At 49.1% G+C, this 25,478-nt stretch carries 24 protein-coding genes; 6 read left to right on the top strand and 18 right to left on the bottom strand.

All coding sequences use genetic code 11. The features are described 5' to 3' along the window. Window positions 1-141: 141 nt before the first annotated feature. The 8 genes from DFP94_RS10165 to ilvB all read right to left on the bottom strand — a co-directional run bounded on the left by DFP94_RS10165 (window position 142) and on the right by ilvB (window position 9,258). Entirely contained in the window at window positions 142-564 is a 423-nt protein-coding gene (locus DFP94_RS10165) for a hypothetical protein (RefSeq protein WP_114496383.1), read from the bottom strand. 249 nt (window positions 565-813) lie between these two features. Then, the gene (locus DFP94_RS10170) at window positions 814-1,353 is read right to left on the bottom strand and encodes a peroxiredoxin (RefSeq protein WP_114496384.1); all 540 of its coding nucleotides are present in this window, start codon (window positions 1,351-1,353) and stop codon (window positions 814-816) included. Between the two features lie 193 nt (window positions 1,354-1,546). Beyond that, window positions 1,547-2,626 (bottom strand): 3-isopropylmalate dehydrogenase, encoded by a 1,080-nt coding sequence (gene leuB / locus DFP94_RS10175; protein ID WP_114496385.1) that lies wholly within the window; start codon window positions 2,624-2,626, stop codon window positions 1,547-1,549. Window positions 2,627-2,828: 202 nt separating this feature from the next. After that, complete coding sequence (locus DFP94_RS10180; RefSeq protein WP_114496386.1) at window positions 2,829-3,944, bottom strand: glycerol dehydrogenase; 1,116 nt, start codon at window positions 3,942-3,944, stop codon at window positions 2,829-2,831. A gap of 177 nt (window positions 3,945-4,121) precedes the next feature. After that, the gene (locus tag DFP94_RS10185; protein WP_114496387.1) at window positions 4,122-5,660 is read right to left on the bottom strand and encodes a 2-isopropylmalate synthase; all 1,539 of its coding nucleotides are present in this window, start codon (window positions 5,658-5,660) and stop codon (window positions 4,122-4,124) included. A 184-nt stretch (window positions 5,661-5,844) separates the two neighbouring features. Further along, on the bottom strand, window positions 5,845-6,837 hold the full coding sequence (ilvC, locus tag DFP94_RS10190; protein WP_114496388.1) for a ketol-acid reductoisomerase: 993 nt from the start codon (window positions 6,835-6,837) through the stop codon (window positions 5,845-5,847). A gap of 190 nt (window positions 6,838-7,027) precedes the next feature. Further along, window positions 7,028-7,513 carry an acetolactate synthase small subunit gene (ilvN, locus tag DFP94_RS10195; protein WP_114496389.1) on the bottom strand — a complete coding sequence of 162 codons (486 nt, stop codon included), beginning with the start codon at window positions 7,511-7,513 and terminating at the stop codon, window positions 7,028-7,030. Beyond that, window positions 7,513-9,258: a biosynthetic-type acetolactate synthase large subunit gene (ilvB, locus tag DFP94_RS10200; protein ID WP_114496390.1), complete on the bottom strand. Its 1,746-nt coding sequence runs from the start codon at window positions 9,256-9,258 to the stop codon at window positions 7,513-7,515. The genes ilvN and ilvB overlap by 1 nt, the downstream gene beginning before the upstream one ends. A 648-nt stretch (window positions 9,259-9,906) precedes the next feature. Between ilvB and DFP94_RS10205 the strand changes: the two genes are divergently transcribed. After that, on the top strand, window positions 9,907-10,362 hold the full coding sequence (locus DFP94_RS10205; RefSeq protein WP_114496391.1) for a GNAT family N-acetyltransferase: 456 nt from the start codon (window positions 9,907-9,909) through the stop codon (window positions 10,360-10,362). 4 nt (window positions 10,363-10,366) lie between these two features. On the opposite strand, the gene DFP94_RS10210 is transcribed toward DFP94_RS10205, so the two are convergent. The 9 genes from DFP94_RS10210 to DFP94_RS10250 form a co-directional block, all read right to left on the bottom strand. Next, window positions 10,367-10,663: a hypothetical protein gene (locus DFP94_RS10210; RefSeq protein ID WP_114496392.1), complete on the bottom strand. Its 297-nt coding sequence runs from the start codon at window positions 10,661-10,663 to the stop codon at window positions 10,367-10,369. 255 nt (window positions 10,664-10,918) lie between these two features. Next, window positions 10,919-11,878, bottom strand: a complete 960-nt coding sequence (locus tag DFP94_RS10215; RefSeq protein ID WP_114496393.1) for an ABC transporter permease — start codon at window positions 11,876-11,878, stop codon at window positions 10,919-10,921. Window position 11,879: 1 nt separating this feature from the next. Next, window positions 11,880-12,953 carry an ABC transporter permease gene (locus tag DFP94_RS10220; protein WP_114496394.1) on the bottom strand — a complete coding sequence of 358 codons (1,074 nt, stop codon included), beginning with the start codon at window positions 12,951-12,953 and terminating at the stop codon, window positions 11,880-11,882. Further along, a complete protein-coding gene (locus DFP94_RS10225) occupies window positions 12,946-14,484 on the bottom strand; it encodes an ABC transporter ATP-binding protein (protein ID WP_114496395.1) in 1,539 nt (512 codons plus the stop codon). Before DFP94_RS10225 ends, DFP94_RS10220 begins: the two co-directional genes overlap by 8 nt. 123 nt (window positions 14,485-14,607) lie before the next feature. Further along, entirely contained in the window at window positions 14,608-15,693 is a 1,086-nt protein-coding gene (locus DFP94_RS10230; protein WP_114496801.1) for a BMP family lipoprotein, read from the bottom strand. A gap of 417 nt (window positions 15,694-16,110) precedes the next feature. Beyond that, the gene (rplT, locus tag DFP94_RS10235; protein ID WP_108464861.1) at window positions 16,111-16,470 is read right to left on the bottom strand and encodes a 50S ribosomal protein L20; all 360 of its coding nucleotides are present in this window, start codon (window positions 16,468-16,470) and stop codon (window positions 16,111-16,113) included. A gap of 34 nt (window positions 16,471-16,504) precedes the next feature. Continuing rightward, window positions 16,505-16,705, bottom strand: a complete 201-nt coding sequence (gene rpmI, locus DFP94_RS10240; protein WP_044477582.1) for a 50S ribosomal protein L35 — start codon at window positions 16,703-16,705, stop codon at window positions 16,505-16,507. Window positions 16,706-16,780: 75 nt separating this feature from the next. Beyond that, a complete protein-coding gene (gene infC / locus DFP94_RS10245) occupies window positions 16,781-17,275 on the bottom strand; it encodes a translation initiation factor IF-3 (RefSeq protein WP_114496396.1) in 495 nt (164 codons plus the stop codon). A gap of 912 nt (window positions 17,276-18,187) precedes the next feature. Continuing rightward, window positions 18,188-19,420 (bottom strand): glycosyltransferase family 2 protein, encoded by a 1,233-nt coding sequence (locus tag DFP94_RS10250; protein WP_114496397.1) that lies wholly within the window; start codon window positions 19,418-19,420, stop codon window positions 18,188-18,190. A 612-nt stretch (window positions 19,421-20,032) separates the two neighbouring features. Between DFP94_RS10250 and DFP94_RS10255 the strand changes: the two genes are divergently transcribed. Further along, window positions 20,033-20,560 carry a phosphatase PAP2 family protein gene (locus tag DFP94_RS10255; protein ID WP_114496398.1) on the top strand — a complete coding sequence of 176 codons (528 nt, stop codon included), beginning with the start codon at window positions 20,033-20,035 and terminating at the stop codon, window positions 20,558-20,560. A 51-nt stretch (window positions 20,561-20,611) separates the two neighbouring features. Further along, entirely contained in the window at window positions 20,612-21,748 is a 1,137-nt protein-coding gene (locus DFP94_RS10260; RefSeq protein WP_114496399.1) for an MGDG synthase family glycosyltransferase, read from the top strand. Window positions 21,749-21,815: 67 nt separating this feature from the next. Here the strand turns inward: DFP94_RS10260 and trmB are convergent, their stop codons facing one another. After that, window positions 21,816-22,523 (bottom strand): tRNA (guanosine(46)-N7)-methyltransferase TrmB, encoded by a 708-nt coding sequence (trmB, locus tag DFP94_RS10265; RefSeq protein ID WP_114496400.1) that lies wholly within the window; start codon window positions 22,521-22,523, stop codon window positions 21,816-21,818. A 389-nt stretch (window positions 22,524-22,912) separates the two neighbouring features. On the opposite strand from trmB, the gene mnmL reads away from it, so the two are divergent. Genes mnmL through DFP94_RS10280 form a run of 3 tightly spaced genes read left to right on the top strand, consistent with a single transcriptional unit; the run spans window position 22,913 to window position 25,436 of the window. After that, entirely contained in the window at window positions 22,913-23,863 is a 951-nt protein-coding gene (gene mnmL / locus DFP94_RS10270; RefSeq protein ID WP_114496401.1) for a tRNA modification radical SAM protein MnmL/YtqA, read from the top strand. A 1-nt stretch (window position 23,864) separates the two neighbouring features. Next, window positions 23,865-24,446, top strand: a complete 582-nt coding sequence (gene mnmM, locus DFP94_RS10275) for a tRNA 5-(aminomethyl)-2-thiouridylate-methyltransferase MnmM (protein ID WP_114496402.1) — start codon at window positions 23,865-23,867, stop codon at window positions 24,444-24,446. Between the two features lie 57 nt (window positions 24,447-24,503). Continuing rightward, window positions 24,504-25,436 (top strand): alpha/beta hydrolase, encoded by a 933-nt coding sequence (locus DFP94_RS10280; RefSeq protein ID WP_114496403.1) that lies wholly within the window; start codon window positions 24,504-24,506, stop codon window positions 25,434-25,436. Window positions 25,437-25,478: the final 42 nt, after the last annotated feature.

The following is a 25,478-nucleotide window of genomic DNA, read 5'->3' on the forward strand; positions in this document are numbered from 1 at the left end:
TGGAACGCAACATGCAGACACCATCCCGTTCTATAAATAGCTACCTATATTATACAACATTAACGCGGTGTCGTCTTAAATAAATATAACATAAAAAAGGCTGTCGAGACTTTCTCGACAGCCTGAGCTCCCTGATGGGAGCTATTTCATTTCCTTGCTATTCTTTTGCAACAATTTCGATCTTCGTCGGCTCATGACAGCCAGCCGCTTCTTAAGTTCATCTTCCCATTTGGAATCCTCGATTTGTTTCGCAACTGTCAAAAGATCAAGCGACATGTCAATCTGACTTTGAACAAGATCTAGCGGGTCTTCATCCTCGCGGTTCACGCAATTTCCAAAGATGGATTCTTCGTCCTCCATAATGAAGTCTTGAAAATCGATCTCCGAAAGCCCGTCGCTATGTGCATATTCAGCAAGGACTTCGTACTCGTTTTCCACCTTATAGTGAACCTCCACCCGATGGCATACCGGACAAAAAAGCAGGGGAACGTTATGAACCTGGGTACGGTAATGCTTTAACGTTCCTTTCGTTCCAACCATACTTGCGCCGCAGCAAAAACTCATTCCCCATCACCCTTTCCCGTTCAGGCTACCGTATAACCTGGATGGCATAAAATTGATTTGCATATATTTATTCGCGACCCCGAATGCAAATTCCTTTAACCAGGTAGTTGTTCTTTATTCCTTCTAGGATGAGCCCGGACACGCATGAAAATACGTCTGTTTTCTTTCGTCATCCCCTGTCAATCGGGGCAAAAAGCCCCCTGTTCCGGCTTGTGCCGTCAGGGGGCCTTAAAGACTATTTATGTTGGCTTAGAGATTCTTGTCCCCAGGCTTCCAGTTCATCGGGCAAAGGCCACCGGATTGAAGAGCTTGAAGCACACGGAGAGTTTCTTCAACGCTGCGGCCCACATCATTGTGGTTAACCACTTGATACTTAAGTTCGCCTTCCGGATCGATGATGAACAGACCACGGAGTGCTACACCTTCTTCTTCGATCAGAACGCCATAATCGCGAGCAACGCTCTTCGTAATATCCGAAGCCAGCGGGAAGTTCAATTGACCCAAGCCGTTGCTGTCGATTGGAGTATTGATCCATGCTTTGTGGCTATGCTCGGAGTCAATGCTGACACCCAAGATTTCGGTATCCAACTCCTTGAACTGGGTGTAAGCTTCGCTAAGCGCGGTGATTTCCGTAGGACACACAAACGTGAAGTCCAAAGGATAGAAGAAGAATACCAACCATTTGCCTTGATAATCGGACAATTTCTTGCGTCCAAATTCCTTGCCGTCCCCGGTTACAATCGCCATGTCAAAATCCGGTGCGGGTCTTCCCACCAATCGTTCTGCCATTTGAAAAAGCCTCCTTTAGAAATATGTAAGAAACCGAAAAGTTTCTGTATCCACATCATTCATTTGCAGGTAGTGACTACATTTCAAATGGTATCATTCGAAAAATTCAAAGTCAAGATTATAAATAATATTTATTTATAATTATTATAATTTAATATTATATTTAAAAAATATTGCAATCGGAAGCTACTCTTTACTTTTTGATCGCAGCGACAATCATATCTCCCATCTCCGTCGTACCGATCGCTTTGCTCTTGTCAACTGCGATATCCCCTGTACGATGGCCCGCATTAAGCACATCCGAGACTGCGCGCTCAATAGCATCTGCAGCATCCGCATAGCCGAACGTCATCCGGAACATTAAAGCTACCGAGAGAATCGTTGCAATCGGGTTAGCCAGGTTCTGTCCGGCAATATCCGGCGCCGAACCGTGCACAGGCTCATACAGGCCGAAGCTGCCTTCGCCAAGCGAAGCCGAGGACAGCATGCCGATCGAACCGGTAAGCATCGCCGCTTCATCGCTCAAGATGTCGCCAAACATATTTTCCGTCACGATGACGTCGAAGCTCGAAGGGCGGCGCAGCAACTGCATCGCGCAGTTATCGACCAATACGTGCTCCAGCTCGACGTCAGGATATTCCGGAGCAACCTTGATCACGACCTCGCGCCACAAACGGGAGGTTTCGAGTACATTGGCTTTGTCTACCGACGCCAGCTTTTTGCGGCGTTTTTGGGCGATTTCAAAAGCCTGGCGCACGATACGCTCCACTTCGTTGACATTGTAGGCGCAAGTATCGACTGCTTCCTGTCCGTTCTCCGTCTCGCGGCGGAATTTCTCACCGAAGTAAATGCCGCCGGTAAGTTCGCGGACTACGATGAGATCGGTTCCTTCCAACACTTCCGCTTTCAGCGTCGAAGCATCTTTAAGACAGTCGAATACAACGGCCGGGCGAAGATTCGAGAACAAGCCGAGCGCTTTGCGGATGCCGAGCAATCCGGTCTCCGGACGCAATTCCTTCGGGTTGTTGTCCCACTTCGGACCCCCTACCGCCCCGAGCAGAACGGCATCCGCCTTTTGGCAAATATCCAGCGTTTCCTGCGGCAATGGCGTGCCCTTCTCGTCGATGGCAATGCCCCCGAACAAAGCATGCTCCGTTTGAAATTTGTATCCGAACAATTCCTCCGTACGTTTCAATACTTTTTCCGCTTCAGCTACAACTTCCGGTCCGATCCCGTCTCCGGCGATAACCGCAATCTTCTTTACTTCTGCCATGACCATACAACTCCCTTTCTCTCAGTAGCTCACTCGAATAGACTCTTATTTAGTTGTAACATAATCACCAGCAAGAAAACCAAGATATAGAATCTATTAGGTTAATAGGTTTTAACTATAGGTGTTATGCTGCTTCAGGAATTGGAAAAGCCGCTAATCGATAGCGGCTCCATCCCTTGAAAAAAGGGATTAAATCGTGCTCTTACAGTTCTTCTTCGTCACGGTATGCTTCAGCAATCGCATTGGCCGCGACAATCGCATTGTACACGTCATCTGGCGTAACTGGAAAAGGCATATTTCCCATCGTGTCACCTTCCGCACAGGCATTGGCAGCCACTTGGCGCCACTCTTCTTCGACGAACTTTTTGACTCCGAGATCTTGCAAGGTCAACGGAAGCCCCACCTGCTTCACCAGGGAGATAACCATTTCGATTTCTTCATGGGGCGCGTTTTCCAAGACGAGCTGAGCCAACAATCCGAACGTTACCTTTTCCCCGTGCTGGGCATGATGCAGCGATTTAACGGCTGTCATTCCGTTATGAATGGCGTGTGCAGCCGCTAACCCGCCGGATTCCGCTCCCACTCCGCTTAAGTAAATCGTCGCTTCAATCGTATTTTCCACCGCTTTGGTTACAACGCGGTTATCCACGGCGATTTTGGCTTGAACGGCGTTTTCCAACAGGGTGTCGTAGCAAAGTTTGGCGATGCCAAGTCCGGTCAGCGAAGGTTTCATCAGTACCAGATTGTCCCCGACCGAACGGTAGCAGGCTCTCGCTTCGAAATAGGTAGCCAGGGCGTCTCCGATTCCCGCAGCAAAGAAGCGGGCCGGTGCAGCTGCCAGGATGCCGGTGTCAGCCAGCACCACATCGGGATTGCTTGGCAAAAACAGATATTCGTCAAAGGAACCGTCGGGTTTGTAAATCACCGCAAGCGCCGTGCATGGAGCATCCGTGGAAGCAATGGTCGGAAAAATGACGACCGGCAGCTTTTCATAATAAGCGGTAGCTTTGGCGGTGTCCAGCGTTTTTCCTCCGCCGATGCCGACGACGATATGGGCTCCCGCCTTATGCAAAAGACCGCGATGACGCTGAATTTCTTCCTTGGTGCATTCATAGTTGAATTTCTCGAATACGGCTTTGCCGCCACCGGCAGTAATGGATTTCCCCGCTTCTTTGGAAGCCCGTTCCAGAATAAATTCGTCGCAGATCACGTACGCGCTGTCGCCGAAATGCTTCATATAATCATAAATGGTCTCCAGCAGGTCGTGCCCGATAATAAACTTTTTGGGAGAGGTTACGGATTTAACGGATTTGGTCATGTTGTCTTCTCCTTTTCGCTTGTCTGAAATCATCAGAGATTCTGAGCTCTCAAGTTAAGTTGGACGATTTCGCTTCAAACTAAACATGACTGCCGCACTTTCATGCAAAAATACAAAAAAAGCTGCGGAGCCTATGACTCCACAGCCTTTGCTATGTTCCGTTTTTAGGAGCATATTTTAAGATTGAGCCTTAAGGCCGCGATCACTTTCCTTTTTCTCGATCAGGCGGTTCAGGGCATCGACATAAGCACGCGCACTCGCTTCAAGAATGTCCGTGCTTACGCCTCGACCTTGGACGGATATTTCGTCCTGGGCAAGAACGACATGAACTTCACCCTGCGCATCTTTGCCGCGTCCCACCGATTTAATCAAATAATCGGAAAGCGTCACTTCCTCACCCGACGCCAGGTCAATCGCATTGTAAATCGCATCGACCGAGCCGTTGCCGTCGGCCTCTTTCTCCACCGTATTGCCTTCCGCCGTCAAGAGGGTAACCTTCGCATGCGGCGTTGACTCGTTACCGTATGCAACATAAATCGTTTCCAGGTGTAACGACTCCGGCGTATCGTCCAGCTTCTCTTCCAAAATGGAAAGAATGTCCTCGTTGGTCACGTCTTTCTTCTTATCTGCAAGCGCCTTGAACTTGGCAAACGCCTCGTTCAGCTGTTCTTCCCCAAGCGTATAGCCCAGATCGGTCAGCTTCTCCCGGAACGCATGGCGGCCGGAATGCTTGCCCAGCACGAGCTTGCTTTCCTTCAATCCGATCGTCTCCGGCGACATGATTTCATAGGTCGTCTTCTCTTTCAGCATACCGTCCTGATGGATGCCCGATTCATGGGCAAAAGCATTCGCGCCGACAATCGCCTTGTTGCCGGGAACGACCATCCCGGTCAAACGGCTAACAAGGCGGCTGGTGCGCGAGATTTCCGTCAATTCAAGCGATGTCTTCGCACCGAAAAAGTCACTGCGCGTTTCCAGAGCAAGCGCCACTTCTTCAAGCGCCGTATTTCCGGCCCGCTCGCCGATCCCGTTGATCGTGCCTTCAATCTGATCCGCTCCGCCGAGAATCGCGGCAAGCGAATTCGCTGTCGCCATACCCAGGTCGTCATGGCAGTGCGCACTCAGCTGGATTTTTTCAATCCCGGGAACCTGTTCCTTAAGCGTCTTGAAGATGTTACCGTATTCATACGGATACAAGTAACCGACCGTATCCGGAATATTGACGACAGAAGCGCCTTCTTCGATGGCCATCGCCGTCATCCGGCACAAGAAGTCAAGTTCCGTACGTCCGGCATCCTCGCAGGAAAACTCGATTTTGGAGAAATATTTACGGGCATAGCGAAGCGCATCCCGGGCGGTTTCAAGCACCTGCTCCTTCTCCATCCTAAGCTTGTATTTCCGGTGTATCGGGCTTGTGGCCAAGAACAGATGGATGCAAGGGTCTTCGGCGCCTTGCAGCGCTTCCCGAACCGCGTCGATATCCTGCATGCGCGAACGCGACAAGCCGATAATCGTCGACTTTTTGATGGAGCGCGCCACGGCGTTGACCGCTGCGAGATCTCCCTGTGAAGCCGCGGGAAATCCCGCTTCAATCCGGTCGATACCAAGCTTTTCAAGCTGATATGCGATCTCCAGCTTTTCCCGGGTGTTCAGATTGACCCCCGGCGACTGCTCTCCGTCCCTCAGCGTTGTATCGAAAATATAAATCTTCCGCATTCTGCACCCCCTGAATAAAAAACGTCCAAATAAAAACCTCCAATGCGGCACACGCTGATGCACGGCCGCATTGGATAAGATAAACGGTTCATTCTTTTCTTTAGCTCCGCACCGCCTTAAAGCAGCAGCTTAATAGGCAACCGGAATACTCATGCTACATATTTATGACGTACCTTTAAATGTATTACTTTTTGATCCAATGCATCAAACCGCGCAGCTCTTTGCCGACAACTTCGATCGGATGATTGGCTTCGTTGCGGCGGGTAGCTGTCAGGAATGCACGGTTCGACTGGTTTTCCAAGATGAAGTCGCGTGCGAATTTGCCTTGTTGGATATCGGACAGCACTTCTTTCATCGCTTTCTTTGTTTCTTCCGTAACTACGCGAGGACCGGTAACATAGTCGCCGTATTCCGCCGTGTTGGAAATGGAATCGCGCATCGTTGCCAGGCCACCTTCATAGATCAGGTCAACAATCAGCTTCAGTTCATGTAAACACTCGAAGTAAGCCATTTCAGGAGCGTAACCCGCTTCGGTCAGCGTTTCGAAACCTGCTTTGATCAGGGCGCTTACACCGCCGCAAAGTACAGCTTGTTCACCGAACAAATCGGTTTCGGTTTCTTCACGGAATGAAGTTTCAATGACTCCGGCACGTGTACAGCCGATCCCTTTGGCATAAGCAAGACCGATTTCTTTGGCTTTACCGGTAGCATCTTGATGAATCGCGATCAGACCCGGAACCCCGAAGCCTTCAACATAAGTACGGCGAACCATGTGACCCGGCGATTTTGGAGCAACGAGCAGAACATCATTGTCCGGGGACGGTACGATTTGGCCAAAATGAACGTTAAAGCCGTGGGCAAACAGCAGGGCAGCTCCCTTTTTCAGGTTAGGAGCGATTTCGCTGTTGTATACAGCCGCTTGAGTTTCATCCGGCATCAAGATTTGGACGACATCCGCACGTTTTGTAGCTTCCGCTACGGAAAGAACTTCAAAACCGTCTTCTTTAGCTTTGTTGAAGGATTTCCCTTCACGAAGGCCAACAACGACTTGAAGCCCGCTTTCACGCAGGTTTTGGGCATGGGCATGACCTTGGCTGCCGTATCCGATAATTGCGATCGTTTTCCCTTTTAATACGCTAAGTTCTGCATCTTGTTCATAGTACAAAGTAACTGCCATTTCTAAAACCCTCCCATAATATGCGGGTATGCATAGCGCACGTCCCAATTTTATTTTGTACCCTCCGCCTGTTTGACGGGTGATTCAAAGGATCGTCACCCCTGGAAACTCTGGAAGAACGATACTTTCAATCCCCCGCCAACTTAGGCGGAAGGTGAAGCTGATGCTAAATTATGTTGTAAAAAAACTATCAGGCATTGCCGCGAATCATGGCGGTAACTCCGGTTCGTGACAGCTCGCGGATTCCGTATGGATGCAGCAGTTCGATCATGGCATCGATTTTTTCCGTATCGCCGACCACCTGAACGATCATGCTGTTCGTACCGATATCGACTACCGCCGCACGGAACGTTTCAACGACGCCCATAATCTCCGGACGCTCCGCCGGTTCGGACTTCACCTTGATCAATGCAAGTTCGCGCCCAACCATCGGCTTGGAACTGAGGTTGACGACTTTGATCACGTCGATTAGTTTGTACAATTGCTTTTCAATTTGTTCCAGCGTTTTGTCATCACCCTGGGTCACAATGACCATCCGGGACAATCCTTCTTCCTCCGATTGCCCGACCGTAATGCTTTCAATGTTGAACCCGCGCCGGCCGAAAAGGCCGGACACGCGTTGCAAAACCCCTGGCTGGTCATTAACCAATACGGAAATAGCATGACTTTTTATCATTATTCATCGTCCCCCATCAGCATTTGATCAATGGTGGAACCTTGTGTAACCATCGGATACACGTTCTCGCCTTTATCCACTACAAATTCCACCAATACCGGTCCCGGCGTTTCCAAAGCTTCCTGCCAAATCTTCTTGGCTTCCTCTTTGTTCGTCGCGCGTAACCCTTTAACGCCGTAAGCTTCCGCCAACTTCACGAAATCCGGGCTGCCGGCAAGATCGATATGGCTGTAGCGGTTCTCATAGATCAGTTCCTGCCATTGACGAACCATACCAAGCACCTGGTTATTGATGACGACCACTTTGACAGGGATTTTGTTGATCGCACAGATCGCCAGCTCCTGGGCACACATCTGCATGCCGCCGTCTCCGTTGATCGAAATAACCAGCCGTTCCGGCTGAGCCATTTGTGCGCCGATCGCTGACGGGAATCCGAAGCCCATCGTTCCGAGTCCCCCGGAAGTGATCCAGGAACGAGGCTGATTGAATTTGTAGTACTGGGCGGCCCACATTTGATGCTGCCCTACGTCCGTCGTTACGATCGCTTCGCCGTGCGTCGTTTCGTTCAACAGTTCGATGACCCACTGCGGCTTGAGTACGGAATCCGAATCTTTATACTTGAACGGTTTATCCTGTTTCGACTGCTTGATCTTGGCTCTCCACTCATCAGCCTTTCCTGCGCGTCCAACCAATGGATTCAGCAATTCAAGGACGGTTTTGACATCTCCAACAATCGGAATGTCTGTTTTAACATTCTTCCCGATTTCCGCCGGATCGATATCGATATGCACGATTTTTGCCTTCGGTGCAAAACCGTCGAGCTTACCGGTTACCCGGTCATCGAATCTGGAGCCGATGTTGATCAGCAGGTCCGCCTGCTGGATGGACTGGTTAGCGGTATAGGTACCATGCATGCCTGGCATCCCCATCCAAAGGTCATGCCCGCTTGGAAATCCGCCTAGCCCAAGCAATGTCGTGGTAATTGGAATTTCCGTCTTGTTCACGAATTCCAGCAGCGCTTCGTGTCCGCCGGAATATACCACGCCTCCGCCGGCCAGGATGACCGGACGTTCCGCTTCCTGAATCGCCGAAGACAGTTTGTCGAGCTGCAAACGGTTCGGAACAACGGTAGGATGATAGCCGCGCAGGTTGATAGTTTGCACGGGTTCAAACAGCGCTTTGTTTGCCGAAACATCCTTCGGAATATCAATCAACACAGGCCCTTTGCGTCCGGTATTTGCAATGTGGAATGCCTCATGAATAACGCGCGGAAGATCCTCTACATCTCTGACCAGATAACTATGCTTCGTGATCGGCATCGTAATGCCGGTGATATCGGCTTCCTGGAAAGCGTCTGTACCGATAAGGCTGGAGACTACGTTCCCGGTGATGACGACGAGCGGAACCGAATCCATATAGGCTGTCGCGATTCCCGTTACCGTATTGGTTGCTCCCGGTCCGGAAGTAGCGATGCAGACACCGACTTTCCCGCTTGCACGGGCATAACCGTCTGCCGCATGAATCGCTCCCTGCTCATGTCTTGTCAGCAGGTGATGGAAATCGGTGAACCCGTACAACGCATCGTAAATATATAGCACCGCGCCCCCCGGGTAACCGAAGACGCACTCGACACCTTCCAAAAGCAAGCTGCGAAGCAGGATATCCGAACCGGTGATCACTTCCGGTTTCATCCATTTCTCACGTAATTGTTCTGTAGACCGCACTGCAGGAATTTGCGCGCTCATCAGTCATCCTCCTTCCAAAACTTAGGTATTTCTAAAATTTAAATTGTTATATTAACAAAAAAACCTTCCGTCCTCCAGAACAGTCTCCTGTTCCGAGGGACGAAAGGTTTAGCTTCCGTGGTACCACCCATTTTCACCCGGTTCTTCACAGTACCGAGTCTTAACGAGTAGAAGCCAAGCCGACTCCTACCCGTGGTCTTTAACGCAGACCTGACGATTTTCCCTAATAGACTCATCGCAAGCATTGCCTAGGATACCTTGCAGTTTTTCAGGAAAACAGCTCCGAGGTGAGCTCGCATTTAAGGGGTAATGGCAGACGGTCTCAGCAAATCCGTCCACTCTCTGAGCAAAGAGCCCTTAAACCTTCGTCCTCTTCATCGCCGATTGATATAATCGTTAAAATGTTTAGAAACATTATATGATTAGTTTACATCCAGAGTCAATACCCTTTTCGAGGCAGTTTTGAAAGTTGCTCAAGAACAGGCTCCATGTCAGCGGGCCGAACCTTATTCAAATTCAGCGTTTCTCCGCTTCATATTCCACTTGGAACCCCTGGATACCCTCCTGTCATATGATAAAAGATAACGCCCACTTTTATGCATGAGGTGAGGCCGAATTTCATTCTTCATGAGGAGGACTACGAGTGAAATGATACGTTACAGAAGACCTAAACAGGATGATCCGGTCATTAACGAACTGATTCTTAAGGAGCTTGTCCCTTATTCCCACTTGCCCCCGCATGAATTGAAAACGGTCATCAAAGAACTCCCCAAACGGTTCGCCCGAGGCGTTACGTTGGTGGTGTCGCCCTATTATGAAGCCAACCCCGTGGCATTCATTCACTTCATGGTACACGGTGAACTTTTATATATCGATATGATGGCCGTTGCTCCCGCGCACCGGCGTAACCGCCATGGCAAAACCCTGATCGCCCAGGCGGAAAATTTTGCCGGTTCGCGCGGGTGTACACGAGCCAAAGTCATGGTAGATCGGGACAACACCCGAGCCCAACAGTTTTATCGGAATCTAGGCTATCAGACAGTCCGATATGTTCAGCTTTCCCAATGTTTTGAGTTGGAAAAGAAGTTGCTGATCCGGGTTTAAACGATTACCAGAAACCGCCGTAGGGATAACCACCGTAAGGATTTCCGTACGGGCCGTAACCTCCCCCGTAAGGGTAACCTCCATAGCCGTAAGGAGCCGTTCCGATAGCAAGCAGATCAAACAGAACCAGCGGGATAATCGCCTTGGTCTTCACTTTTTTGCCCGAATTTTGAGTTACAATCAAACGGTTTCCGCTAATTTTTACCAGCTTGCCGGTAACCATTCCGCCATCCTTTTTGTAAGCGACGATCGACTTGCCCAGCCACTTTTCGGCTTCCTTTTTTGTTACCGTTCTACCCATGGTAACCCTCCTCCAATGTAGGATCAAATAGCCGTGTTGGGCGCTACCTTTCGAACTGCATGTTCCGGCTATTTCGTGTTCAAATCACCATATTCGTTTCCATCCGCCCCCGCTTGCGCCATCGCCTTGATTTGTCCAAAATAGGCCTTCCGTTGGCTCTATGAAAGACCGGAGACATTAAACTCCGGCCTTTTTAAGTACGACTCTGCAGACAAAAACGGCCCCGACAGGCATACGCCTGCGGGACCGCTCTCATCATCTCTTGGATGGATCGTATGGAGTACCAAGTGCGGAAGGAGCCGAAGATCGGCCGACCGCGCTGACCAGTACAATAATCGTCAATACATACGGAATCATGAAAATGAATTCCTGCGGAATGCTTCTGGACCATTCAAACAATTGCACATAGTTCCGGATCGCCTGGGAGAAGCCGAAGAACATAGCCGCCCCTAAGGCACCTACCGGGTTCCATTTGCCGAAGATCATTGCAGCGATCGCGATAAAGCCCTGCCCGGAAATCGTATTGTGGGCAAAGGTGCTTGTCGTAGTCAGCGTAATCGTCGCACCGCCGATGCCCGCAAGCGCACCGCTGATCATTACGCCAATATAACGCATCCGCGAAACGTTTACGCCCAGCGTATCGGCTGCGCCCGGATATTCACCTACGGAACGCAAGCGAAGGCCAAAAGGCGTTTTAAACAACACATAGTAAGCGACTCCGACAAGTATAAGCGCCAGATAGGTCGTTGGATACGAATTGAAGAATCCTTCGCCAATAACCGGAATATCACGCAAGAACGGAATCTCAATTTTGTGGAACACTTTAATTAATGGCGTTTCTGCAGAACCATTAAAGAGCATCTTCACGATATAGACGGTCAAGCCTGCCGCCAAAAAGTTGATTACGATCCCGCTGATCGTCTGATCCGCCTTAAACGTAATCGAAGCGACAGCATGAATAAGCGAGCCGAGGATGCCAACCATAATTGCAGCGATAACACCGATCCATGGTGCCATGCCTCCGAGCCCTGCTTCCTGGGCATAGTAGGTTCCCACCCCAGCCGCGAATGCACCGAAGATCATCAAACCTTCCAGACCGATGTTCACCACGCCGGAACGCTCCGAGAAAATCCCGCCAAGAGCCGTAAAAATCAGCGCGGTCGAAAACACAAGGGTTGAATTGAGCAACTGACCTAGCAGCGTAAGAACGTCCATATTACAACACCTTCTCTTTCTTGCGCTTGAGGTAGAATGGCTTCAGCACGAAGCGGACGATGCCTTGTGCGGCAATGAAGAAAATGATGGAACCGATGATGATTTTGATCAGTTCGGGTGGAACACCCGCTGCAAAGCTCATCCCCGCCGATCCGTAAGTCAAAACGCCGTACAGGATTGCAGCCAGAACGACCCCGAACGGATGATTCATCCCAAGAAGCGCAACCGCGATCCCGTCAAAGCCGTAGCCCGGAGACGCCGCAAAGACCGACTGATAATGAAATACGCCAAGCACCTCAAAAGTACCCGCCAAACCGGCGAACACCCCGCTGATGAACATGGCTTTCACCACATTGCGCCCTACGTTCATCCCGGCATACTCAGCCGCATTCTGGTTAAAACCGACCGCGCGCATCTCATAACCCTGCTTCGTTTTCCAGAGATATACGTAGAAGAATAGGGCAGCCAACAGTGCGATAACGATCCCCCAGTGCACCCGGGCATTGTTAAATATACCCGATAGGAACGTCAGAGCAGCCGATGCTCCAATATCCTCCGAACGGTTCTGCCCCTTGAGCAGGAAGAAATGACGGATCACGTAGTTGGATAAATAAAGAGCGGTCCAGTTCAACATGATCGTTGTAATAACTTCGTTAATGCCCCGTTTGGCTTTCAGGTAGCCGGCAATCGCAGCCCATAACCCACCTGCGACTCCCCCGGCTATTACGGCCACTGGCACGACAATCGAAGACGAAACACCTGACATGGACAGAGATACGGACGTTGCCGCCGTCATCCCGATAAGAACCTGTCCATCCGCGCCGATATTAAACATCCCGGAACGGAAGGCAAACGCCACGGCAAGCCCGGTAAAGATCAGAGGCGTAATCTGCCGAATCGTCTCGCCAAAGTCGTACGGGTTGCCCACAACCCGTTTGATTAAGGCAGCATACGCTTCAAACGGGTTGTAACCGCCTAGAAGCATGACGATGGCGCCGACAATCAAGCCGAGGAGAATAGCCACGAGCGGCACGATCAGGCTGTCCAGGGTAAAGATTTTGCGCAATCTATTCATCCGATTGTCCTCCCTTTTCCATGAAGCCTGCCATCATCAGACCCAGCTCTTGGTCATTCGTATCCTTCGGAAGCACTTCACCGACAATTCTTCCTTCATAAATCACGGCAATCCGGTCGGATACATTCATAATTTCGTCCAACTCGAAAGAAATAAGCAGTACGGCTTTCCCTTGATCGCGTTGGCCGATTAATTGTTTATGAACGAATTCGATAGCGCCTACGTCGAGTCCGCGTGTCGGTTGGGCAGCGATTAACAGATCCGGATTCTTATCTATTTCCCGCGCAATAATTGCCTTCTGCTGATTGCCTCCCGACAGAGAGCGGGCTTTGGTTTCAATGCTCGGGGTGCGCACGTCGAAATCCTTCACTAACTTCTCGGCATTCTTATCCACAACCCGGCGGTCAAGAAAACCGCTTTTACTGAAAGGAGATTTGTAATATGTCTCCAGCACCATATTCTCACTGATGGAAAAATCCAACACCAACCCGTGTTTATGGCGGTCTTCAGGAATATGGGACATGCCGCTTTCGATGATTTTGCGCGTCGGCAGATTGGCAATGTCTTTGCCGGATAACTTAATCGTGCCCGAATCAATCTTGCGAAGTCCGGTGATGGCCTCGATCAGCTCCGATTGGCCGTTGCCGTCCACGCCGGCGATCCCGACAATTTCTCCCGCTTTAACCTCCAGATCTAGCCCATTCAAAATAGAAACTCCGTGTTTGTCATTCATTTTCACCTGCTTCAGTTGCAAGACGGGTTGTCCGATGACCGGAGCATCTTTGTCTATTTTGAAAGTGACGCTGCGGCCGACCATTTTTTCGGCAAGCTCGTTCGGGTTCGTTTTGTCCGTATCCACCGTATCAATCACTTTGCCGCGACGAACGATCGTCACCCGGTCGGAAATTTCCATGATTTCCTTCAGCTTGTGAGTAATCAAAATGATAGACTTGCCTTCCGCCACCAAACGCCGCATTATCGCCATCAATTCCACGATTTCCTGCGGGGTCAATACCGCCGTTGGCTCATCAAATATAAGAATATCCGCGCCGCGGAACAAGGTCTTCATAATTTCCACGCGTTGCTGCATTCCGACCGAAATATCCTGGATTTTGGAGTTAGGATTGACGTGAAGACCATACTGTTCCGACAATTTCGCCACTTCGGCGGACGCCGATTTATAGTCGATATTAAGCCCTTTCTTCGGTTCCATGCCGAGAATGATATTCTCCGTAACCGTGAAAGGCTGGACCAGCTTGAAATGCTGGTGAACCATACCAATTCCTAATTTTATCGCTTTGTTCGGATTATCAATCGTTACCGGTTTTCCGTCGATCTCAATGGAACCTTCATCCGGTTGGTAAAGCCCAAACAAAATATTCATCAAAGTTGACTTGCCGGCACCATTTTCGCCTAAGAGCGCATGAATTTCCCCTTTACGCAAGGTCAGGCTGATTGAATCGTTGGCGACTATACCGGGAAAACGCTTTGTGATTTGCTTCAACTCGACTACAGGAGCCGCAGTGCTCATGAAATCACCCTCACCATTCTGGGATTTACGCAAACAACAAGGCCAGTTCATACAACACTGGCCTTGCCTGCTTATGCTTTATTTTACTATCCGGTCTTAACCGCCGTAAAGAAAATATATTTGTTACTCCGCCGGAACTGTGATTTCGCCGCTGATAATTTTTTGTTTGTATTCTTCTACTTTGTCAAGAATCTCTTTGCTTACGTTTTTCGAAGAAGTATCAGCAATGCCTACGCCGTCGTCTTTCAGCGTCAAGTTCGTGATTTGGCCACCTTTGAACGTACCGTCAATGACTTGTTGAGTTACGTTTTTCACCGCTACATCTACCCGCTTAATCATCGATGTCAACGTTACTTCATCGCCAAATTCGAGCGATTGATCCTTGTCCACGCCGATAACCCACAATTTTGTAGCTCCGCCTGCATTGTTGCGTGCAGTTGCTTCGTTAAATACGCCGTTACCGGTTTGTCCGGCAGCAGGGAAAATAATATCCGCGCCGTTGTCATACAATTGGCTGGCTAGCGATTTACCGATATCCGGCTTATCATATGCACCGGCATAAGTAATTTTAACTTCCGCATCCGGATTAACTGCCTCTACGCCTGCTTTGAAACCAACTTCAAAACGTTTGATAACCGGGCTTTCCGCACCGCCGATGAAGCCGATTTGATTTGTTTTTGTAGTCAGACCCGCAACTACCCCCACCAAGAACGAACCTTCGTTCTCTGCAAAAGTAACAGATTCGACGTTAGGCGCTTCAACAACGCTGTCGATGATCGCCAGTTTGGCGTCCTTGTTGGCGTCAGCCACTTGCTTCAACGCATCGCCCAAATCAAAGCCGATCGCCCAAGTCAAGTCATAGCCGCCTTGCACAAATTGGTTCAGGTTCGGAATGTAGTCCGCACTGCTTCCACTTTGCAAATACTTGTGCTGGATGCCTTGCTCTTTATTCAGAGCCTCAAGCGCTTCCCATGCCGATTGGTTAAAGGATTTGTCGTTTACGCCGCCAATGTCTGTAACAAGACCGACCTCGATGTCGGACGATTTACTTCCGCCATTGTTAGCACCATTGCCGGCTTCAGTGTTACCCGCTCCCGTGTTGGACGTGGCACCGTTGTTTGCTGCATTGTTCTTGTTGCTGCCGCAACCCGCCAAAATCATCATCACCGCGAGTACCATGACTAAAGAAAATTTGAAGGTTTTGTTCATTGACTTCATTGACGAATAATCCCCCTTAAAATTTTATGACCCTGTTATAGCGTCTGTACAGACAAATTATACATTTAAAATTACTTAAAATCCATACTTTTAATGACCATAGGTTAAATAAGCTTCGCCTTTTTGTGAAATGAATCGCTTTCATTCGACACAATTCCCATACAATGTTCGCTATGTGTGAATTTAGCCCGAAATCAAAGCTTTCTGCTCATTTACTTCAATAATTATCTTTCCCAATAAAAGAGTTCCCCACACAAAAGAACCCCACAAAGTACTCATCGATCCCCAAAGGGATTCGTTAAACTTTGCAAGAAATTCCATAAGGCTATCTCGAATGCATTTTGACATCAAAAAAACGCCGCCTCCGGTTGATCGCAACCAGAGACGACGTCGCTACTATCGCATTAATTAGGCGTTGATTTTTTCTTTAGCTACAGTCGCCAAAGAGTTGAACGCGTTGATGTCGTTAACAGCCAGATCCGCAAGCATCTTACGGTTGATATTAACTTCAGCCAGTTTCAGACCATGCATCAATTTGCTGTAAGACAAACCGTTCATGCGTGCAGCCGCATTGATACGAACGATCCACAGTCTGCGGAAATCGCGTTTCTTCGTGCGACGGTCACGATATGCGTACAGCAGGGATTTCATAACCTGCTCGTTAGCTGTTTTGAAAATGCGGTGTTTCGAACCAAAATAACCTTTAGCCAATTTCAATACTTTTTTATGACGACGACGAACCACGAATCCGCCTTTTACTCTTGCCATATCAATAAACCTCCCAATAAGTTGTGTTAATAAATTACTTCAAGTTTGCGAGTTGTTGTTTCAAACGGCTAACGTCACCGGAATAAGCCACAGGGCTGTTTGCCAATACACGTTTAGCGCGTTTGGACTTATGGGACAGCAAGTGATTGCGATTCGCTTTGTAACGTCTTACTTTACCGGATCCGGTAATTTTGAAGCGGTCTTTAAGACTGCTGTGGGTTTTCATTTTAGGCATTGTACTTCCCCCTCAAAGTTTGTGAGCTGCTCGTTCTCGCCAGTCCGCTTGGGCAAACCGATCGGAAACGCGCGCTTAGTTTTTAGGTGCCAAAATCATAATCATGCTGCGACCTTCCAATTTAGGAAGACGTTCCACCGATGAAAGTTCCGCAACCTCTTCCTTAACGCGGTCGAGAATTTTCTTACCGATGTCGGCATGGGTAATTTCACGGCCGCGGAAGCGAACCGAACATTTTACCTTGTCGCCTTCTTTTAAAAATTTGATCACATTGCGAAGCTTCGTCTGGTAATCATGTTCCTCGATATTGGCACGGAACCATACTTCCTTGATGTCCACTATCTTTTGATTCTTACGGGCTTCCTTGTCTTTCTTCTGCTGCTCGTAACGGAACTTGCCATAGTCCATAATCCGGCATACCGGAGGCTTGGCCGTCGGTGCTACGTTAACCAGATCCAGATTCTGATCGATTGCCATCTGCAGTGCCTCACGGATCGGCGTAATACCGATTTGTTCGCCACCCGCACCTACCAAACGAACTTCCTTGGCTCGTATCTCATCATTGATCATATGTTCCTTACTAATAATTCTCCACCTCCAAAGAGTTTGTTGTCCTTAGGACGGATATTGCTAAATAAAAAGGGATGCAGGTTATCGCCCGCATCCCAAATTGATCATCAATTCATCATGAATTTTTCATTCATAAGTCATCGGATCAAAACCAGCCAACATCATCGTCGGGCAGGTGAGAAGCCAAGGCCTCTGCTTGCAATCCAAAATCATTCATTGCAACACTCAAATACTTTAACACATGCCGAAGTTCGTGTCAAGGCTTTGATTCAAAGCTCGGTTGGGTGCTTCCATTCCAATCAAGGCTCAAAAAGCGGGCTTTCAGCACCGAGAAGGTTGGATGAAGCCGAGACTGAGGAGCGGAGCGTAGGAGAAACCTACGTGAGCACCTAAAATGTTTCCGGAGGAACATGCTTCGAAAGCATCACCTTGGCTCGGCTGAATTCAAGATTCGACGCCGAATCCGCTCCTTAGTCAAGCTTCGTGATTAAAGTCCGGGTTTTGAGCTTCCATTCCAATCAAGGCTCAGAAACCGGGCTTTCAGCACCGAGAAGGTTGGATGAAGCCGAGACTGAGGAGCGGAGCGTAGGAGAAACCTACGTGAGCACCTAAAATGTTTCCAGAGGAAACATGCTTCGAAAGCATCACCTTGGCTCGGCTGAATTCAAGATTCGATGCCGAATCCGCTCCTTAGTCAAGCTTCGTGATTAAAGTCCGGTTTTTGAGCTTCCATTCCAATCAAGACTCAATAACTGGGCTTTCAGCACCGAGAAGGTTGGATGAAGCCGAGACTGAGGAGCGGAGCGTAGGAGAAACCTACGTGAGCACCGGAAGGCTCGGCTGAATTCAAGATTCGACGCCGAATCCGCTCCTTAGTCAAGCTTCGTGATCAAAGTCCGGTTTTTGAGCTTCCTATCCCTTTTGGACTTCTTCTAGGCGTACTACGCGCGTATGCTGCGTATGACTCCACTGCTTGTTATTCTGGGTGAAGAACGCATAGAAAGTGATCGGCCACCAGGAAATCAGGTAGATCGGGAACAGCACGAGATATGCGTAGACCTTCTTGAACTTGACCTTTTCAAGAAACATGGCCGCCAAGAAAATGAATACGTTGGCCGCGATCGCCACGAACGAGATCCACAGCGGGAATTTGGCATACAGCGTTTCGAAGTTCGGTCCGCCGAACAAGGACTGGTCTGCCCAGATAAAAGCGGTCAGCAGAAAAGTCAGCAGCACGATGTATACGTTGGCACCGTAAAGAGCCATATCCAGCTTGATCAGATTCCGCTCCTTGATACTTTTCCACAACAGCGGGAAGAAATATCTGCGGGCGACGGTAAAGTGCCCCTGCATCCAGCGAAGGCGCTGGCGGGCGGAAGCTTTGAAGGTGAGCGGCTTTTCGTCAAACAGCTTGGCGTCATAGTTAAACACCGGATAAATTCCGCGCTCCACGCAACGCATCGTGAACTCCAAATCCTCCACGAGGCTTGTTGCTCCCCAGCCGATTTCTTTCAAAAGCTCGGTTTCAAAACACATCCCCGTTCCGCCGAGGAAGTTAGCCATATTTAAATTGTGGCGGGACAACTGCCACAAACGGTTGCAATACCAGTAAGATATCCCATAAGAAGCGGTAATCCAGGAATCTTCCGGATTCTTGGTGTCAATATACCCTTGAATGACCCGGGCACCGGAACAGAGGTCATTGTTCATTTCGCTCAAAAAGTCCGGATGCGCCAAATTATCGGCATCGAACATCACGACCGCATCGTATTGCCGCGGCATTTTCCATAATTGCTTGAGCATCCATTCGATCGCGTAACCTTTACCGCGCAAATTCGGATTGGAGCGCACGCAAGCATTCATCCCGTGACTCCTTACGATGTCAGCCGTACCGTCCGTACAGTTGTCGCAAATGACAAACACATCGTAAAGTTCTCTCGGGTAGTTCAGATGCTTTAAATTTTCCATCAAAGCGCCGACCACTTTTTCCTCGTTATGCGCCGCTACCAGCACCGCAAAGGATTTGCTCGGAGCAAAGCTTTCTTTTTTCTTTTTTTTGTACATGCCGAACAACGATAAACCGAATTGGTACACCCCGATCACTGCAAGCACTACCTGCAGCGAAATTAAAATGGCGTCCATCATGATCTCTATTACCCCCTTTTAACTCCCTTTAATTTTTACCTGCTTTTTTCTCTAGATATTACGGAGTTTTTTTCATGACCCTTTGTAACAACGTTGTTTGAAAATCTGTTTTTCATTTTCAACGCTTTTACGATTTTCCATGACTTTGTAACATTTGTCAAACCGCTGTAAGAACTGCGAAACGCTTAAAATCCGACGGAAGTCACTCTATAGTCACACAAAGCACCACCGCATCCAGTAATCGGTACGGTTAGTTCTTATTTTCATCAATTTTGACGCTTTTTATTTCTTTAGTCCCCCTTTTTTTTCAAATTATTAACGGTATATAAAATCAGTCGATAATACACAAACGAAAAAAACACAAAAAAGTTTACTTAATAACTCATTTTTCTTTAAACTTTTTTGCTATCATTTGAATCAACCTCAAGTGCAGATTCACAAGAACTTAAAAAAAGGGTATATTAACACACAAAGTCCCCCTGTTCTTGAAAAAGGCCACGGAATCAAAATATGATCAGACTTACCTGAAAATACCATCGCTGCGTTATAGTCTCGGCTTATGCGGCAGTTCTAGGCCGTATCTTGCAGCACACCAAGCGCGGAGGAATTTTTATGAATCGATTGCTTCAAAAATTGATACAACTGGATCAACGGCTTTTTGTTGGAATCAACGGCCGTTTGCATCGGAGCTTTCTAAATTTTTGGGTGTATCACCTCACCCATCTAGGAGGAGCCTGGTTTACGATTTTATCGACCCTTCTTATTTGGATGATCGCTCCTCAGCCCTGGAGCAGAGTTGGCCTTCAAGCCTGCGTTGCCCTGGCAATCAGCCATTTGCCGGTCGCATTGGCGAAAAAAACATATCCCAGGGTTCGTCCGTACTTGACGCTTCCCGGGACAAATACGTTCCGAAATCCGTTAACCGACCATTCTTTTCCTTCGGGTCATACTACAGCCATTTTTTCGGTGACCATGCCGTTCATGGCAGCCCAACCGGCCCTTGCCCTGATCCTGGGACCTATAGCGCTGATCGTTGCCGTATCCCGGATTTATTTGGGTTTGCACTACCCTTCCGACGTGCTCGCCGGGGCTGTAATCGGATCGTCCGTTGCCCTTGGAACGGTTGCATTATGGGCGTAAAGGGGATATTGTAAATGGTAGAAAAACCTTGCAGGAAAAGGTGAAACTAAAGTGCAAAAACAAAGAGTCTTGCTTTTATCTGAGGGGTTTGGAGCCGGACATACCCAGGCGGCATACGCGCTCTCCAGCAGTTTACGCAAAGTGGCACCACACGTGCAGACCAAAGTCCTAGAACTGGGCAGTTTTTTAAATCCGAGAGTGGCACCGATCATTATTACCGCCTATAAGAAAACGGTATCCACCCAACCGCGTCTTGTACGCATGATGTACCGCAGCAATTATAAAAAATCACTGAACCGATTGACGACTCTGGCTCTCCATCGGATATTCTATACGCGCACGATCCAGCTGATCCGGCAGCTTCACCCGGATGTCATCGTTTGTACTCATCCAATACCTAGCGCCATTATTTCACGGATCAAGCGGCTGGAAATGCTTGACGTGCCTCTCTGCACGGTGATAACCGATTATGACGCTCATGGCACCTGGATCAGCAGGGAAGTGAACAGCTACCTTGTATCCACTGAACAAGTGAAGCAGAAACTGCTTGAACGAGGGGTCGAGGAGGACAAAATCCGGATTACAGGAATTCCGGTTCATCCGAATTTCTGGGAACGTCACCGGCAAGAAGATATCCGGGCTCAATATAACCTGAAAAACATCCCAACCGTGCTTGTCATGGGTGGCGGATGGGGCTTTATGAAGGATGAGGCGGTCAATGCCTACCTAGCTTCTTACCGCGACGTGATTCAGATCATCTTCTGCTTCGGAAGCAACACCAAATCACTGGAGAAGATGAAAAAGGATTCCCGTTTCATTCATGAACATATCCACTTGCTGGGATTCACGCGGGAGATAGACAAGCTGATGGATGCATCCGATTTACTGATAACGAAACCCGGCGGAATGACCTGCACGGAAGGCCTGGCGAAAGGCATTCCCATGCTGTTCCATAAACCGCTCCCGGGGCAGGAAGAGGAGAATTCACAGTACTTCACCTCCCAGGGTTGGGGTACGCCTATCGGTTCCCTGGATGACATTACCGCTTGGATCAACAGGCTCACGGACAATTACGATGAGGTTGTACGGGCCAGGGAAGAAGTTCTCGACCATATCGCTAGTTATTATCCGCTGCAAAGTGCACAGGCCATTATGGATCTTATTGAACGTAATACAGTGACGACATAATTCTACGATTATCGGTTTACAAGCAAAAAACAGACCTCCAAAACTTTGGAGGTCTGTTTTACTATTGCTAAAATTGCTCCATTTTATGATCGTGATAACGGCGCAGGGCCAACTCGCCGACCTTAACCTCACAACGGTAAATCGGCATCCCTTGTCCTACGAATTTACTCTCATATTCCGTCATGACATGCTCTTCATTAATCCCGTCTCCATGCAGATTAAGCGAGATACTGCCCATCTGCAAGCCGTTTGCGGCAAATGCGTTTAGCGAAAATTCAAACAGCTCCCGCGAATCGGTTTTAAAATGTATTTCGCCTTCCTCATTCAGTAAAGTGCGGTATTTGTCGAGAAAACGCGGATGCGTAAGCCGTCTCCGTCCGTGCTTCTTCTTCGGCCACGGATCGCTGAAGTTCAAATAAACCCGCTCGACTTCGCCGGGAGCGAAAAATTCCTCGATCGATTCGATGTTGCCAAGCGCAAGCCGGACATTATGCGAATTTTCCGGTTCATGCCCGCTCCAGATATTCCGCACCTTCTCGCTTCCCCGGCGGATCAGTTCATCGTACATATCCATCCCCACAAAGTTGCAGTCCGGATGCTTGAAGCTCATTCCGCTGATAAATTGTCCCTTGCCCATGCCAAGCTCGATATAAAGAGGGCGATCATTCCCGAACATTTGGCTCCATTTTCCTTTATATTCCCGGGGATCCAGAACGACAAGATCCTCCTGCTGCTCCAAATTTTCCCGGATTCCCTTTCTGCCGCGTAAACGCATCTCATTCCTCCGCTTTCATGTAAGTGCCAAAATCAATATTCCATTACTGAAATATTGTGCCGAAGTTCGAACTAAAAGTAAAGAGATAAAAATGAATCATGATCCCCTGACAAAGGGAAAAGGAATCCTGACGGACCGCCGGGGAGACGGTACGGGGATTCCTTTTCCGATATATTTTGGAATTGGGGTCCAAACGTAGTTTAGGTACAATTAAAATAACATAATCTGTCATTCATCGCAAGAAAAGACCCCTTCGATTATTCCCCTTTTTTCGTAAAATTTGATACAATGATTCATGAGAAGCCGCTTGATCAAAGGCTTTGCGGCCCTTAATCGACACAAAAACTTATTTTGTGACAAACACGGACACAAAAGATAAAGGAGCAAAAATGACCACTACACTATCAGCGACACCCAGACTTTGGAGCGATAAACGTTTTCATACCTGGAATACAGAAATGCGGGAGCAGTTCGGGGATAAAGTATTCAAAGTTATGCTCGACGCCGGCTTTACTTGCCCGAACCGGGACGGATCCATCGCCAAAGGCGGATGTACTTTTTGCAGCGCCCGCGGCTCGGGGGATTTCGCCGGCAGCCGACGCAATGATCTGGTATCCCAATTCAATACGATCCGTGACAGGCAGCACCTAAAATGGCCCAATGCCAAATATATCGGTTATTTCCAGGCTTATACGAATACGTATGCGCCCGTGGAGGAGCTGCGGGAATACTACGAGGCTATTTTGGAACAGCCTGGAGTGGTCGGTCTCTCCATTGCGACGCGTCCCGATTGTCTCCCTGACGATGTCGTCGATTATTTGGCCGAACTGAACGAACGAACCTACCTGTGGGTGGAAATGGGACTGCAAACTATTCATGAATCAACATCGACGCTGATAAACCGCGCACATGATACAAAGTGTTATCTCGATGCGGTAGAGAAACTTCGCAAGCGGAATATTCGCGTTTGCACGCATATCATTTACGGGCTCCCACAGGAAAGTCATGAAATGATGCTGGAGACAGGGCGGGCCGTGGCGCATATGGATGTCCAGGGCATCAAGATCCACCTGCTGCACCTGATGCGCAAAACGCCGATGGTAAAACAATATGAGGCCGGCCTTCTACAGTTTTTGGAAAAAGACGAATACGTGAAACTGATCGTGGACACGCTTGAATTTCTGCCGCCAGAAATGATTGTACACCGCTTGACCGGCGACGCTCCGCGCGACCTGTTGATCGGACCGATGTGGAGTCTCAAAAAGTGGGAAGTACTGAATGCGATCGATGATGAGCTGAAGCAGCGCGACACTTGGCAGGGAAAATTCTGGAGGGGATGACATGGGGTTTCTCTCGGTACTGAGCTTTGCACATAAATTGGCGGGTGAACGATTGCAGCCGGGCGACATCGCCGTAGATGCGACGGCCGGTACAGGCACCGACACCCTCTTTCTGTCAAAAGCCTGCGGGCCGCGCGGCCACGTCTATGCTTTTGACATCCAGTCCAAGGCGCTTTCTCTTACCCGCACCAGGCTGGAGAAAGAGACGTCAGGAACGCTGTCCGCCGTAACTTTGCTGCAACGCAGCCATGCGGAGATGGAGTCGGCATTGCCGCTAAATATTCATGGCAAGCTTGGAGCCGTCATGTTTAACTTGGGGTACTTGCCGGCTGATGGAGCCGACAAGGCAGTAATTACGAATACGGAAAGCACGCTAAAGGCCCTGAATGAAGCTGTGAGGCTTCTAAAGCCTCGAGGAATCCTGACAGTTGTTCTCTACCCCGGTCACCCGGGAGGAGAAGAGGAAGCAGCGACAGTCGAAGCCTGGACCGCCAACCTGCCGCAATCCGCTGGACAGGGTATACTTTACCGCCAGCCGCAGAAGCCGGCTTCGCCTTACCTCATCGCCATTGATAAAAAATAAAAGGCCACCGTGTTTTGCTGAAGGGATTTCCAAAATATAAAAAGGAAGTGCTGCAGCATGCAAGAACAAACATTTACGTTTGAAAATGAAGCAGGTCAACATGTTTACGTGTACTCCTGGTCTCCCAGTGATCCTGGCACACCTCTTCGCGGTGTAATTCAAATCGCCCACGGTATGAGCGAAACGGCGGAGCGGTATAGTCGGTTTGCGGAAACGCTGACGAAGGAAGGCTTTCTGGTGTACGCCAATGATCACCGGGGCCACGGTCGAACCGCAAGCAGCCCGGATGAGCTCGGCTGGCCGGGCCAAGACGGTTTGAACGGTATGGTACGCGATATCATTACACTTGGCGAACTTATTCATGACAGGCATTCCGAATTCCCCCTGTTTCTCATGGGACACAGCATGGGGTCCTTCTTAACTCAAAAAACGATGTATACCCGGCCGGAGAGATACAGAGGATTCATTCTTTCGGGTACCAACGGTCCACGGGGGCTCCTCTCCTTCGGCCAAAACCTGGCGCGGTTTCAAGCACGGCTTCAGGGACCGGAACATGCGAGCTTGCTTTTGAACGCGTTGTCGTTCGGCAGTTTCAATAAAAACTTTATGCCCATGCGGACGCCCTTCGACTGGTTGTCCAGAGACGAGCAGGAAGTGGATAAGTTCGTGAAGCATCCGCTTTGCGGGTTTGTTTGCAGCTCCGGATTTTTTCACGGCTTGTTCGGTTTACTGCGCGAGATACATCGTCCCGACCGGATGAGCCTCATTCCCAAGGACAAACCGGTTTATATTTTCGGAGGGGATCAAGACCCTGTAGGCCTTGAAGGCAAAGGGGTGCTTCGGCTGCTATCCCTTTACGAGCGGCTAGGGCTACAGGATCTTGAATTTAAGCTGTACCCCGGCGGAAGGCATGAAATGCTGAACGAGCTCAATCGGGACGAAGTCACCCGCGATACAGCCGATTGGCTGAAGCGGCAGTTGCCTTCTTAAAGTTAGTTTCGATATCTTACATAGGTCGTAAAATACGGCAAG

Origin of the sequence: Fontibacillus phaseoli (genome assembly GCF_003337355.1) — a bacterium.
GTDB lineage: Bacteria > Bacillota > Bacilli > Paenibacillales > Paenibacillaceae > Fontibacillus > Fontibacillus phaseoli.